This is a genomic window from Sphingomonas phyllosphaerae (genome assembly GCA_036946405.1).
Classification (GTDB): domain Bacteria; phylum Pseudomonadota; class Alphaproteobacteria; order Sphingomonadales; family Sphingomonadaceae; genus Sphingomonas; species Sphingomonas phyllosphaerae_D.
On record JAQIJC010000001.1, the window covers coordinates 3,529,437 to 3,542,713 of the forward strand.

A 13,277-nucleotide genomic window follows, 5' to 3' on the forward strand; every position below is an offset into this window, starting at 1 on the left:
CAGACGTTCAGACCGCCAACAACGAGGGGGTTCTCAACGCAAAAATGAAAAAACAGCTGCATAGCAGCAGAGAAGGCAATATGGCCGGTTTGTGACTGATTTCGTCCTCAACGACCCACATAACCCGTTCACGGAAATCGGCGGCGATTGTGCGGACACCTTGCGGGCGATCGACTGGACCAATCACCCGCTAGGCGATCCGATTGCCTGGCCGGCAACGCTTAAAACGGCGGTCCAGATCGTGCTCGCCTCCGGGTTTCCGATGATGGTGCATTGGGGTCCGGAGCTCTTCACCTTTTACAATGACGCCTATGCGCCGAGTCTCGGCCGCAAGCATCCACGGCATATGGGACAACCGGCGCGCGATTGGTGGTCGGAGATGTGGGACCAGCTGACGCCGGTCTTCGATCAGGTGCGCGCCGGAAAGACGGTGTTTGTCGAGAACGGACGTTACACGCCGGATCGCGACGGCGTGCCGAGAGAAGCGTTCTTCACGCATTCACATAGTCCGATCTGGGATGAGGACGGCCGGGTCGCAGGCATCTTCCTCGTCGTGACGGAAACCACCTCCGAAGTCGTAGCGAGGCGCGATCGCGACGCCGCAAACGCGCAGCAGCTTCTCCTCAACGAGGAATTGGCCCACCGCATCAAGAACACGCTGAGCGTGGTGCAAGCGCTCGCGCAACAGACGTTGAACAAGGTTGAGGATCAAGAGGCCGTTCGCTCGTTCGGGAAGCGGTTGACTGCTCTTGCCGCAGCGCACGACGTGCTGACGCGGGATCAATGGTCGAGCGCAGGTTTGGGCGACGTCGCAAAGGTAGCCTTGGCAACCTTCGGCGAAGATCGTTTCCTGCTGTCCGGCCCCGAGGTGATTATCGGTCCGAGGGCCACCTTGTCGTTGTCGCTGATGCTGCATGAACTGGCCACCAACGCCGCCAAATACGGCGCGCTCACGGCGCCTAATGGCAAAGTGGCGGTATCGTGGACCGTCACCGGTGATCAAGAGCAGGACATGCTGTGTCTGAACTGGTCGGAGCGCGGCGGACCGCCAGCGATGGAGCCGACGCGCAAAGGGTTTGGCTCGCGCCTGATCCGCATGGGACTAACTGGCTCCGGGGGCGTTACGCTTTCCTATGGACCGGAAGGTTTGACCGTAGAGGCGACTGCACCGCTGTATCAGGTGCAAGAGGCGTAACGCGTACAGGCATGGGACAGTCTGAACCTCTGACACGATGGCCGGTGCTGATCGTCGAGGACGAGCCGATCTTGCGAATCGACGCGATCAGCATGGTCGAGGATGCCGGCTTCGAAGCGGTGGAAGCGATGAGCAGCGCCGACGCGATCACTCTTCTGGAAGAGCGGCTGGATATCCGTCTGGTCTACATGGACCTCGACATGCCGCGCAGTCGCAAAGGGATCGAGATTGCTGCGGCGATCAGGAAGCGCTGGCCACCGATCGAGATCATCCTGACCGCCGCCTACTTCACGCGCGAAAGCGTGTCGCTCCCGGAGCGTGCGGAATTCTATCCCAAGCCAATCGACCGCTTTGAAATTGTCGATGCGATGCGACGATTGATGGAGCGCCCGATTGCCGAGGCAGGAGCGCCGGGGCTTTGACCGACGCGTCATAGAATCTTCGTGGGAGGGGGCGCGAACTGCCCCGCCTCTCACTCGACGCGAAACATGGCCGGACGAACTTACACCAGCACCATGCCCGCTGACGGTGTTCCTGCTCGTTTGAGATGATCACGAGCAGAACGCGAAACACTGCCTTTCCTTATAACCCCCGAGATATTGGAGCTCTTTAATCGCGCTTTAGCAATCGGGGCGTTTCGCAAGCCTATTGGAATGGTGAACACGTCTTTACTATGAATGTTATATCGTCAGTCGCGGCTGCCTTCTCTAGCTTTCGAAGCGGTAAAGCGACAAGATATGGTTAAATAGAGCCGACAAACTCTTTCGAACCTTAACCATGCATTTTCGATTACACAGATCGTGGCAAATCACTATTTCGCCAATGGAAATTTATTGAGCTTCGCTAGTTCTGCCGGCCGGTAGGAGTACGAAGATGATTGCCTGGTTCCGAAACAACGCCCCGATCCGTGTCAAATTTCGTGTAGTCGTCGCCTTTCAGATCCTCGTCGCGGCGCTGAGCCTGAGCCTGATCTACATGGCGGCGATGTCGCCGGCGACCGAGGTGTGGAGCATCATGCTGGGCGGCTCGGCGCTGGCGTCGTTGCCGGTTCTGCTGACCTGGTACAGCGGCAAGCTGATCAGCGATCCCTACGTCACAACCGTGGTGCGGATGGAAGCGCTCGCGGCGGGCGATCTCGACGCCGACATCCTGTTCTCCGATCACCGCGACTGTGTCGGGCGTATGAGCCGGGCGATGCGGGTCTTCCGCGACAATGCCGAGACGATCCAACGCGCCACCGCGGACTCGCAGGCGATGGTCGAGGCTTTGGGCTCCGGGCTCGGACGGATGGCGGCGGGCGACCTGACGCTACAGATCGACGCGCCGCTTGCTGCGCAATTCGAGACGGTCCGCCACGACTTCAACGCCGCGATGACGGCAATGGCCTCGACGCTGAACAATGTGTCGGTGGTTGCGGACGGCGACCGCGGCGACCCGCACCCTGGCGTCGGAAGCGCAGGATCTGGCAACGGAGGTCGCGCGCTTCACGCTTGCCGGTAAGAGCGACCATCGGCCGGCCCAGCAGCGTCACGATGTCGGTGGACAGCGTTCCACGCTCGAAGTGGTGCGCTCGGCACCGCGGGTCACCGCGTTGCGGCCGACCGCGCAGGAGGACTGGTCATCGTTCTGACGGATTTGAGACCGTGCCCCATGCATCCCGGATATCCTTAACCCTCGTTCTTTTAGCCGAGATCCGACCGGCTCGATCACCGCGCCCCGTTAACGCACCGGTCTCTTTTGCGCTGTACCTTCGGCTCATGATGACCGGCGATCAGATTGAGTTGGTTCAGGAAAGCTTCGCCCACGTGCTGCCAGCGGCCGCCGGCGCAGCACACACTTTCTATGATCGGCTGTTCACGCTGGCGCCGGAAACGCGCGCGCTGTTCCACGGCGATATCGACGATCAAGGTCGCAAGCTGTTTCTCACGCTCGCAGCCGTCGTCGATGCGCTCGATCAATTCGACAAGGTGGTGCCGGTCGCCCGGGCGCTGGCCATCAGGCATGTCGGTTATGGTGTCGAGGAGCGGCATTACTCGATCGTCGGCGTGGCGCTCATCGAGACGCTGCGCGGGGCGCTGGGTGCGCGCTTTGACCCCGAGACTGAGGCCGCATGGGCCAGCGCCTATGCCATCCTCTCGAGTGTCATGATCTCGGCCGCAAACGAAACGGCGTCAGTCAAGCAGGACGTGGCAGCGTGATCGACAGCAGCCTGTCGGAGGTACCGAGCCTCTTCGGGTCGACCGATCAACGGACAGCGTTGCGCACTCAGGCCGAGGGTTACGTCCTGCGGGCAAGCCTGATGATGCGGCGCGCCCGGACTTTGGTGACACAAGACCGCGTCGATGCATGCGCCTTGCTTACGGATCGGCGAACCGCGCTCGGCCTGCATTTCCAGCGCTACCAACGCCTGAAGCATGGCAGCATCTTCGATCCAATCGTCGCTCACGCCCCTACTTCGAGCAAGATCGTCGCCAGAGGCATGAAGATCGACTGCATGGAATTGGGGCAAGAGTTCGTTGCATACCAAACGCGGTGGTTGCGCGTGCCCCCATCGGAGTGGCGATGGTACAAGGCTGACATGCTCGCGACCGTAGACAAGCTGTCGCTCCACCTGGATGCAGAGCTGCGGGCGATCCAGCAGTTGCTGATGGTGGCGGAGTTCTATCGAAGGTAGCAGCTTTTCCGCACGGCCACGTCTCGCGACGGCGGCAAAGACCCACGTTCGGTCGTCTAACGATTGCGAGGCGGGAACCGGAATCGGCCACTCGTTCAGGGTTACCGCCGATCAATTAACCGCATCTCGAAACCGCCGATTTACCGTGCCTTCGTATGCTCGTTTGGCAGTCTGGTTCGGTGGAGATGATCAATGGGTCACTCGTCGATGGATCCCGCCTTTCGCGAACTTCGACCTTGGAACGAAGGCCGGCTAATTGGTGCGAAGCGCGCGCTGAAACAGCAACAGGTATGGGCCATTCGCTTCTGGCTCGACCAGCATAAACGACTGCGCGACCGAGCGCTGTTCGACTTTGCGATCGACAGCAAGCTGCGCGGTTGTGATGTGGTCAGGGTGCGGATCGGAGATGTAGTTTCTGGCGGGCGCGTCCGAGCCCGCGCTGTCGTGGTTCAGCAGAAGACCAGACGGCCGGTCCAGTTCGAACTGATGGACACTGCACGAAAGACGATGCGGGCATGGCTGGAGCGTCGCGGCGGAACCTTGAACGACTTCGTCTTTCCAAGCCGAAACGACTACATGGCCCATATGAGCACGCGGCAATATGCCCGCCTCGTGCACGAGTGGGTCGTCGGCATCGGCCTTCCGGCTCAAGATTACGGGACGCACTCGCTTCGGCGCACGAAAGCGTCGATCATCTACAAGGCGACCGGCAACCTCCGCGCCGTTCAGATCCTCCTCGGCCATGCCAAGATCGACAGCACAGTGCGCTACTTGGGCGTCGACGTTGAGGACGCTTTGGAACTGGCCGAACGCACTGAGGTCTGAGCAGACCCAGAATCTGACGCTCGGGCCCCTTCCCTAGCTTCCCATCTTCGGACACTTGTTCATCTCTAACACGGCAGGCTTCAACGCTGCGCGTTCGTCCAAAAGGGCGAGAGTGAAAGATTGGCCTAGCCGCCGTGGGCGGTCGAAATTGCGAATAGGCCGCCGACTCCAAGAGCATAGAGGGTGAGAACGGCAAAGGAGTCGACTCCCATCCGCCAGATCTGCCGCTGGGGCCGGAAAATCAGGCCAGCGGCATAGACGCAGGTCAGAAGCACGCCGAGACCCGCCAGATATATGTCGCTCGCTTTCGCATCCGGCAGCACCGCCTTGCCGGAGATGATCACTGCAAGGAGGAAGAGGACAGGAAGGAACGCGTTTCCGCCAAAGATGTCGCTGACGGCGAGCTGATAGTCCTTCATCCGTACCGAGGTGATGCCGGTCGAAAGCTCGGGCAGTGAGGTGGCGGCCGCAAGGATCGTCGCACCAAACAGGACGCCGCTGAGACCGACGTGATGGGCGATAGCATCGCCGCTCCGCTCGAGCAGCACACCGGCTGCCAGCGTCGCCAGTGCCGCCGCACCGAACACCAGAGCTACACGGATCGTACTCTCGCCCTGCCGCCCTGACGCGTCGTCCTTCTTTGCCTGCGAATGCCCCTTGGGCTCTTCCTGACCATCAGGCGCCGTGCCGCTCGTATCATGCCACGGCAGCCCCTTGCTGGCTTGGCTGGAGAGCCACACGCCGATCACCCACAAGACCGCGATCAGGACCGCGCCAGGGGTCAGGCGCGCCGCAATCAGCGTGCCGGGCAACTGGGTCGCCATGATCGACACGATCAAGACCGCCACGACCAGCATTGCCTCCACGACCAGTGTGAGGCTGGCAGCGCGGTAGGTCAGAGGCACTTTCTCCTTCATGGCGATGTCCATTGCCACCAGCACAACCGTCTGAATGGCGATGCCGCCGAGGATGTTGCCGACCGCCACACCCAGATTGCCCGCCATGGCCGCGCTGACGGTGATCGCGAGCTCGGGCAGGTTGGTGGCTACCGCGAGCACGATGATGCCGCCAAGCGCCTTGCCCAGATCCAGCCTCGAGGACAGGATGTCGGTCGTGTCCGCGAGCTTCACCCCCGCGATCCAGATCACCCCCGCGCACGCGGCAAAGATCGCGAGCAGGACCGGCAGGCTAAGTCCATCGAACATGGGGAACTTTCAATGTCTGGGAAATGACGGATGGCCGATCTCAGCGAACCAGCTGGTCAGGCGTTCCACGCCATCGCCTGCGCCCGATTGAAACGGCGATCGTCAGTTGCCGAGCAGGCGTCGGTATTCTGCCTCGGCAAAACCATAGGTGTCACCAGCCAGGCGCAGCAGCCGCTCCCTGTCGCGGACGATGACGCGCCCGCGCACCGAGCGGATGGCCTCGTCCTCCTCGAGTTTATGAAGCGCATCGGTGACGCTGCTGCGACGGACGCCGAGCATGAGCCTGAACTCCTCGTGCGTCATGCAGATGTCGTCATCGCATACGCGGTCATGATAGAGCAGGATCCAGCGGGCCATCCGGCGCTCGATCGAATGTGCGAGCGACGAGACGATCGTCCTGGCCATCTGCGTCATGACTACGTCGACGAAGCGGAGCAGGACAGTCCTGATCTCCGGGTGTTCCGCCATGACCTCATCCAACGCTTGGGCGGATAGCCTCATCGCCATGCCGTGCTCGGCCCTCATGACCACATCATGGGGCCATCGACTGTTACCCAGCAGCAGATGCCAGCCGATGAAGCCCTCACTTCCGACCAACGCGACGGCGTACCGGCGATCGCCTTCCAGCGAGTCCAATACGGCAGCGATGCCGGTCAATGGGAAGCAGATACTGTCCGCCTCGTCGCCGGCCCGCGCGATCATGTCGCCGTTGCGGAACGGCACCAGCTCCAAATGGGGAGCAAGGGCAGCGCGATCAGCGTCGTTCAAAAGACGCAACAGTGCATTCGCCTCACATGGCAGTGCATTTGGCCTGTGCGTACCATCCGCCGTTGAAGCCCGATCATCCATGCCGCCGTCCATACTGCCCAACCTCATTGCCCAAACGCTTGGGTCTACTTTCGTACCGAAACGCTGCAGGTCGCCCGATGGTTGAGAAACGGATAGTTACAGGAGGGATATTTGCGCAGAACCATTTCCATGCTGATCGCTGCGTCGACCGTGATCGCAGGCGTTCCGGCTCTGGCCCAGTCGGCACGCTCGATCACGGCCCCACCTCCGCCGCCGCCGCCCGCGACATCCGTGCAGCCCCCCAAGGCCGCACCCGACATGCAGTCGGTCCTGGACGCGCTCGCGTCGCTCGGTGGCAAGCCGATCGAGACGCTCACGCCTGCGGAAGCCCGCATGCAGCCCTCGGCCGCGGACGGCGCCAAGGCGGCGATGCAGAAGAAGGGAATGTCGACCGCACCTGATCCGTCGGTGACTACGCAGGACCTGCCGTACGGCAGCGACCCAAAGCAGTTCGCGCGCATCTACAAGCCGGTCGGTGCACCCGCCGGTGGCAAGCCCATGCCGGTCGTCGTCTACTACCACGGCGGCGGCTGGGTCATCGCCGATGTGGCGACCTACGACGCGGCTCCGCGGGCGATGGCCAAGGCGTTAAACGCGATCGTCGTCTCGGTCGAATACCGCCATGCCCCCGAGTTCAAGTTCCCGGCGCAGCATGATGATGCGGCTGCGGCCTATCGCTGGACGCTACAAAACGCGGCGAGCTGGGGCGGCGATCCCGCACGGATCGCAACGGTCGGCGAGAGCGCCGGCGGCAACCTCGCAGTCGCGACCGCGATCTACGCGCGCGACAACGGCCTGACGATGCCGCGACACATCGTATCTGTCTATCCGATCGCGAAAAGCAGCATGACGCTGCCGTCGCGGAAGGATTCGGCGAACGCGAAGCCGCTCAATGCCGCGATGCTGCCGTGGTTCGGCTATTACTACCAGACGAGTAAGGCGGATGCGCAGGATCCGCGCCTGAACCTGGTCGCGGCAAACCTGCGTGGTCTGCCGCCGACGACGATCATCAACGCGCAGATCGATCCGCTGCGCTCGGATGGCGAGACGTTGGCGGCCGCGATGCGGGCGGCCGGCGACAAGGTCGAGCAGAAGATCTTCCCGGGCGTCACCCATGAGTTCTTCGGCATGGCCAAGGTCGTGACCGGTGCCAAGCAGGCGAATGACCTCGCGGTTGCTCGGCTGCGGGCAGCGTTCGCAGCGCCTGCGCCCCGGCGCTGAGCGTACGGGGCGGCCGGTCGGCCGCCCCCTCCTCCGTTCGATAGGATCTGTGACCATGACCCAAGCACCTATCCGCTACTCGCCCGACGTCGAGGACGTGAAGCCGGAAGAAGCCGAGACGATCGCAGAGCTCAAACAGACGTTCGACAAGATTCTCGAGACGACAGCGGAGGATTACAGTCACGCGGTCCGTTCGGTGCACGCCAAGGCGCACGGCTTCCTCGAGGGGGTGCTGACCGTCCATGACGGCCTTCCCCCCGAGCTGGCCCAAGGCCTGTTCGCCACTCCGGGCGAGCACAAGGTCGTCATGCGCTTCTCGACCAACGCGGGCGACATCCTGCCGGACACCATCAGCCTGCCGCGCGGTCTGGCGCTGAAGGTCATGGACGTCGAGGGCGAACGCCTGCCCGGTGCCGACGGACGGACGCAGGACTTCGTCATGGTCAACGGCCCGGTCTTCCAGAACAAGACCGCCGGCCAGTTCCTGGGCAACCTGAAGCTCCTGGCCGGCACCACCGACAAGCTCGAGGGCACCAAGGAGGCGATGTCGAAAGTGCTGCGCGGCGTGAACACCGTGCTGAGTGCGGTCGGGATCGAGAGCCCGAAGGTGCAGACGCTTGGCGGAGGACCCAACTCCGATCCGCTTGGCGAGACCTACTTCAGCGTTACGCCGTTCCGCTATGGCGACTATATCGCCAAGTTTGCCATCTTCCCGGTGTCGAAGGACCTGACCGATCAGACCGGCACCACGATCGACGCCAGCACCCGCCCCGATGCGCTGCGGGACGTCATCCGGTCGGAGGCCCAGGTACTCGAGATGGAATGGGAGGTGCGGGTCCAACTCTGTCGCGACCTCGAGGAGCAACCAGTCGAAGATCCGACCATCGAGTGGAAGCAGGACGATGCGCCCTTCCAGACCGTAGCGACCATTCGAGTGGCAAGGCAGGACAGCCTAAGCGAGGACAAGGTCCAGAGGATCAACGAGGAGATGCGCTTCTCGATCTGGACCGGGCTTGCCGCACACCGGCCTCTCGGGAACATCAACCGCGCCCGCAACGAGACCTACCGCCACTCCGCCGACTTCCGTGCTCGCGTGAACGGCTGCCCCTACCACGAGCCTGCTGGCGGTCGTGCCTAATTGGCAAAGGTAGCGGGCGGCCCCTCGACGCTCAACGTTGGCAGGTCAGCGCGGAGATTAACGGGGCGCTGGCCGTTCTGGCCGTGGCTCTATCGATGCACCCAAAGCACTGATGGGACGGCAGGAGTCACCATCGCACGCAAAAGACTGGACCGCCGGGAGGCAGACGAATGCCGATGATTACCGCTGGCGACCTGAACATGGAGGTGTCGCTTTACGGCGCGGAGGAGGGTCAGCCGTTGCTCCTCATCCACGGCTGGCCGGATGACGCCTCGACATGGGATCAGGTGGCACCCGCGCTGGCCGCGGAAGGGTTCCGCGTCATCGTCCCGACGTTGCGTGGGTTCGGCGCCACACGCTTCAACAACTACGATACTCCGCGGACCGGCAACAGCGCGATTCTCGCGATCGACATGATCGCGCTGCTCGATGCTCTCGGCATCGACCGCTTCATGGTCGCCGGGCACGATTGGGGGTCGAACACCGCCGAAGCACTTGCGGTCGGTTGGCCGGAGCGGGTGGAGCGGATGGCCATGCTGTCGACCCCGCCCCGGCTCGGCGGCATGGCGACGCCGCCATTCGAGCAGACCCAGCGGCAATGGTATCACTGGTTCATGGCAACCGCGCGCGGGGCAAAGGCGGTGCGCGCGGACCGGCGCGGGTTCACCCATCTGCATTGGGTCAATTGGTCCCCGCCGGGATGGTTCGACGAGGCCACGTTCGACCGTGTCGCCCGGTCGTTCGACAATCCCGACTGGGTCGACGTGACGCTCCACAGCTATCGCGCACGCTGGGGCGAAGCGGAACCCGATCCACGAAGCGCCTGGCTGGAAGACAAGGTCAAGGCGACCAGGACGTTGTCGCTGCCGACGCTCTACCTCCACGGCGAGGCCGACGGCGTGAACCCGCCCTCGACCGCGAAGGACGTGCGAGCGAAATTCGCCGGGCCGTTCGCCCGCATCGCCATGACCGGGGTCGGCCACTTTCCGCAGCGTGAGAACCCGCAAGCGGTGGTGCGCCACCTCCTCACCCTTTTCGCCGGCGACCCCGCCGCGCTCACCGATGTCACCGACAGGAGCCTGCCCATGAAGAAAGCCGCCCCCTATGCCGCCGGGATCGCCGCCATCGGCCTGGTCGCCGCTGCCGCAGCCGGCGTCGCCCACGCGCAGGGACGCAGCGCACAGCTGACGCAGGTGGCGCAATTCGATCATCAGGCCACTGGCGTCGCCGTGACCGAGGATGGCCGCCGCTTCGTCAACTTTCCCCGCTGGACCGACGACGCGCCCATCTCCGTCGCGGAGGTGATGAAGGACGGCAGCTTGCGTCCCTATCCCGACGCCAGGTGGAACAGCTGGCGCAACGCCCGCGCCAACGAACTGCCGGTCGGCGACTATTTCGTCTGCGTGCAGTCGATCGTGCCCGATGGCCACGGCAATCTCTGGGTGCTGGATCCCGGCGCGCCGGGGAACGAGAAGATCCTCGAAGGCGCGCCCAAGCTCGTCCGCATCGATCTGGCATCAAACACGGTAACGAAGACGATCCTGGTTCCCGGCGACGTCGCGCTGCAGGGCACCTACCTCAACGACATCCGCTTCTCGCCCGACGGCAAGACCGGCTACATCACCGACAGCGGCACGCGCGGCGCGATCATCGTCGTCGATTTGGAGAGCGGGAAGAGCCACCGCGCGCTCGACGGGCACGCCTCGACGCAGATCGACAAGACGGTGAAGGTCACGCTCGACGGCAAGCCGCTGGTGCGCCCCGACGGCCGCCAGCCTGCCTTCGCCGCCGATGGCATCGCGATCTCCAAGGATGGCCGGACGCTCTACTATCAGGCACTGACCGGCAAGACGCTCTATTCGATCGACACTGCCAAGCTGCGGCCGAACGTCAGCGAGGCCGACCGGGCGGCGGCGGTGAAGACGGTCGCGCAGACCCACGTTGCGGACGGCCTGTGGATGAGCAAGGCGGGCGTGCTCTACCTGACCTCGCCGACCGACTATGCGATCAAGCGGCTGAACGGCGCGACCGTAGAGACGGTGTTGACCGACCGCCGGCTGCGCTGGCCCGATACCTTCTCCGAAGGACGTGACGGGACGATGTACGTCACCGCCAGCCATATCCAGGACACCAACTGGTTCACGCCCGGCGCACCGCCGTCGATCAAGACGCAGCTGTTCTCCTTCGCGCCCGCCAAGTGATCGGACGTCCCATGACCTACCCGCGCTATTCGCCCGACATCGAAACACGCGAACCCGACGAACAAGAAAGCATCGACGGCATCATCCAGGGCATGACCCAGGAAAGCCAGAGGGTCGAGAAGCGCGACGGGCACGCGGTGCGGGCAAGCCATGCCAAGAGCACGGCGTGCGTGATCGGCACGCTCATCGTCGCGCCCGGATTGCCGCCCGAACTCGCACAGGGCCTCTTCGCGGAACCCGGCACGTTCGATGTCGCCGTCCGCTTCGCACAAGGACCTGGCGAGAACCTCGGCGATCGCGTCTCGACCCACCGTGGCATGTCGATCAAGGTGTTCGGCGTCGAGGGCGCGAGGCTGCCCGGCCATGACGCGCCGACGCAGGACTTCGTCTTGGCCAGCGGCACGACCTTTCCGGCGGGGACCGCTGCGGGTTTTCTCTCGCAAGCCAAGAAGATCGGCCTGACGGTTCCCATGCCCGAGGGAGTGAAGAGCGCAGCCGCCTCCGTCGCTCGCAACATCAACAAGGTCCTGAACGCCGTCGGCGCCGGTCCAAGCCCGACGCTCGACTTCTATGGCCACCCCTTCAGCCACCCGCTTGTCGAGGCATATTTCAGCCAGTGCCCGGTGCGCTTCGGCGACCATGTCGCCAAGATCGGGGCGTTTCCTGTCGCAGCCGAACAACAGGCGCTCGCCGATTGGCAGCTCGACCCGCATCAGGACGAGGATGGCTTCCGCCATGCGGCGGTCGACTACTTCGCGGGCAACGATGCAGTGTTCGAGCTTCGGGCGCAGCTGTGGACCGATGCCGAGACGCAGCCCATCGAGGACACGTCCGTCGATTGGCCAACCGGCGAAAGCCCGTACCGCACCGTCGCCACGATCCGGCTGCCGCGGCAGTCCGCCTACGGTCCCGACCGCGTCCGCTATTTCGACGAGGTGATGACGTTCCGCCCGGCCCATAGCCTGGAAGTGCATCGCCCGCTGGGCGGTGTGATGCGCGCGCGCATGCAGGTCTACCAGGCGCTCAGCGACTTCCGCTACCGAGAGAACGGCATTGCCGCCGCAAACACCGCCACCATCCAGGACATCCCAGCCTGAGCTGAACGCCAGTCCTGACCATAGTGAGAGGACAATCATGAAGTTCGAAGGCAAGCATTACGTTCAGGCGGAGAACGCGTGATGGCGCGCTTTTCCAACAAGGTCATCGTCATCACCGGTGCCGCCTCGGGGATCGGTGAAGGGGCTGCACGCCGCTTCGCCGAGGAAGGCGCAACGCTGGTGTTGGGCGACATCGACAAGGCCGCACTCGACAAGCTGGCGGGCGAATTGCATGTCACAGTCGAAACCCGCAAAACCGACGTGTCCGACCGCGCTGCATGCGAGGCGCTCGTCCAGGCTGCGGTCGATCGCTTCGGCCGGATCGACGTGCTGGTCAACGACGCCGGCGTCGATCATCTCGGCAAGGTTGATGAAGGTGACTTCGCCGAATTCACCAAGGTGATCGAGACCGACCTCTACGGCGTCGTTCACATGAGCCGCGCGGCGATCCCCCATCTGCGCCAATCGAAAGGCTGCATCGTCAACATCTCATCGGTGTCCGGCCTGGGCGGCGACTGGAACCATAGCTTCTACTGCGCCGCAAAGGGAGCGGTGAGCAACTTCACCCGTGCGCTGGCGATGGACGAGGCGAAGCACGGCGTCCGCGTCAACGCGGTCAATCCGTCGCTCACTTACACCGCGCTGACCGCGGGGATGAAGGAACAGCCTGAGCTCATCGCCAAGTTCGAAGAGCGTATCCCGATGGGCCGCGGCGCCGAGCCAGCCGATATCTCGGGGGCGATCGCGTTCCTGGCGAGCGAGGACGCTCATTTTGTGACGGGCGTGAACCTGCCGGTCGATGGGGGCCTTACTGCTTCAAACGGGCAACCGCCGCTGTCGTGATGAATGTGAGGCGGGCCTTGGAGCCCGCC

Annotated in this window: 13 protein-coding genes; 11 read left to right on the forward strand and 2 right to left on the reverse strand. The window is 63.5% G+C overall.

All coding sequences use genetic code 11. The features are described from left to right. Positions 1–91 precede the first annotated feature (91 nt). The 6 genes from PGN12_16370 to PGN12_16395 all read left to right on the forward strand — a co-directional run bounded on the left by PGN12_16370 (position 92) and on the right by PGN12_16395 (position 4,694). On the forward strand, positions 92–1,195 hold the full coding sequence (locus PGN12_16370) for a PAS domain-containing protein (GenBank protein ID MEH3105461.1): 1,104 nt from the start codon (positions 92–94) through the stop codon (positions 1,193–1,195). Positions 1,196–1,239: 44 nt separating this feature from the next. Further along, complete coding sequence (locus tag PGN12_16375) at positions 1,240–1,617, forward strand: response regulator (GenBank protein ID MEH3105462.1); 378 nt, start codon at positions 1,240–1,242, stop codon at positions 1,615–1,617. A 451-nt stretch (positions 1,618–2,068) separates the two neighbouring features. Then, entirely contained in the window at positions 2,069–2,695 is a 627-nt protein-coding gene (locus PGN12_16380; protein MEH3105463.1) for a methyl-accepting chemotaxis protein, read from the forward strand. A gap of 260 nt (positions 2,696–2,955) precedes the next feature. Continuing rightward, entirely contained in the window at positions 2,956–3,393 is a 438-nt protein-coding gene (locus PGN12_16385) for a globin family protein (GenBank protein MEH3105464.1), read from the forward strand. After that, positions 3,390–3,869: a hypothetical protein gene (locus tag PGN12_16390; protein ID MEH3105465.1), complete on the forward strand. Its 480-nt coding sequence runs from the start codon at positions 3,390–3,392 to the stop codon at positions 3,867–3,869. The genes PGN12_16385 and PGN12_16390 overlap by 4 nt, the downstream gene beginning before the upstream one ends. Positions 3,870–4,076: 207 nt before the next feature. Beyond that, positions 4,077–4,694 carry a tyrosine-type recombinase/integrase gene (locus PGN12_16395; GenBank protein MEH3105466.1) on the forward strand — a complete coding sequence of 206 codons (618 nt, stop codon included), beginning with the start codon at positions 4,077–4,079 and terminating at the stop codon, positions 4,692–4,694. Between the two features lie 125 nt (positions 4,695–4,819). Here PGN12_16395 and PGN12_16400 read toward each other — a convergent pair whose 3' ends face one another. Together PGN12_16400 and PGN12_16405 are read right to left on the reverse strand one after the other, a co-directional pair. Continuing rightward, on the reverse strand, positions 4,820–5,899 hold the full coding sequence (locus PGN12_16400; protein ID MEH3105467.1) for a sodium:calcium antiporter: 1,080 nt from the start codon (positions 5,897–5,899) through the stop codon (positions 4,820–4,822). 102 nt (positions 5,900–6,001) lie between these two features. Beyond that, a complete protein-coding gene (locus tag PGN12_16405) occupies positions 6,002–6,748 on the reverse strand; it encodes a Crp/Fnr family transcriptional regulator (protein MEH3105468.1) in 747 nt (248 codons plus the stop codon). 129 nt (positions 6,749–6,877) lie between these two features. Between PGN12_16405 and PGN12_16410 the strand changes: the two genes are divergently transcribed. From PGN12_16410 to PGN12_16430, 5 genes are all read left to right on the forward strand, one after another. Then, on the forward strand, positions 6,878–7,969 hold the full coding sequence (locus tag PGN12_16410) for an alpha/beta hydrolase (protein ID MEH3105469.1): 1,092 nt from the start codon (positions 6,878–6,880) through the stop codon (positions 7,967–7,969). 55 nt (positions 7,970–8,024) lie between these two features. After that, complete coding sequence (locus PGN12_16415; GenBank protein ID MEH3105470.1) at positions 8,025–9,107, forward strand: catalase family protein; 1,083 nt, start codon at positions 8,025–8,027, stop codon at positions 9,105–9,107. A 170-nt stretch (positions 9,108–9,277) separates the two neighbouring features. Further along, entirely contained in the window at positions 9,278–11,308 is a 2,031-nt protein-coding gene (locus PGN12_16420; GenBank protein ID MEH3105471.1) for an L-dopachrome tautomerase-related protein, read from the forward strand. Between the two features lie 11 nt (positions 11,309–11,319). Next, a complete protein-coding gene (locus tag PGN12_16425) occupies positions 11,320–12,405 on the forward strand; it encodes a catalase family protein (GenBank protein MEH3105472.1) in 1,086 nt (361 codons plus the stop codon). A gap of 81 nt (positions 12,406–12,486) precedes the next feature. After that, positions 12,487–13,248 (forward strand): SDR family NAD(P)-dependent oxidoreductase, encoded by a 762-nt coding sequence (locus PGN12_16430; GenBank protein MEH3105473.1) that lies wholly within the window; start codon positions 12,487–12,489, stop codon positions 13,246–13,248. Positions 13,249–13,277 lie beyond the last annotated feature (29 nt).

Coding starts and splice junctions, on each gene's coding strand:
- PGN12_16380 (MEH3105463.1), top strand. CDS start 2,069: ATGATTGCCTGGTTCCGAAACAACGCCCCGATCCGTGTCAAATTTCGT.
- PGN12_16385 (MEH3105464.1), top strand. CDS start 2,956: ATGACCGGCGATCAGATTGAGTTGGTTCAGGAAAGCTTCGCCCACGTG.
- PGN12_16395 (MEH3105466.1), top strand. CDS start 4,077: ATGGATCCCGCCTTTCGCGAACTTCGACCTTGGAACGAAGGCCGGCTA.
- PGN12_16400 (MEH3105467.1), bottom strand. CDS start 5,899: ATGTTCGATGGACTTAGCCTGCCGGTCCTGCTCGCGATCTTTGCCGCG.
- PGN12_16405 (MEH3105468.1), bottom strand. CDS start 6,748: ATGGATGATCGGGCTTCAACGGCGGATGGTACGCACAGGCCAAATGCA.
- PGN12_16410 (MEH3105469.1), top strand. CDS start 6,878: ATGCTGATCGCTGCGTCGACCGTGATCGCAGGCGTTCCGGCTCTGGCC.
- PGN12_16415 (MEH3105470.1), top strand. CDS start 8,025: ATGACCCAAGCACCTATCCGCTACTCGCCCGACGTCGAGGACGTGAAG.
- PGN12_16420 (MEH3105471.1), top strand. CDS start 9,278: ATGCCGATGATTACCGCTGGCGACCTGAACATGGAGGTGTCGCTTTAC.
- PGN12_16425 (MEH3105472.1), top strand. CDS start 11,320: ATGACCTACCCGCGCTATTCGCCCGACATCGAAACACGCGAACCCGAC.
- PGN12_16430 (MEH3105473.1), top strand. CDS start 12,487: ATGGCGCGCTTTTCCAACAAGGTCATCGTCATCACCGGTGCCGCCTCG.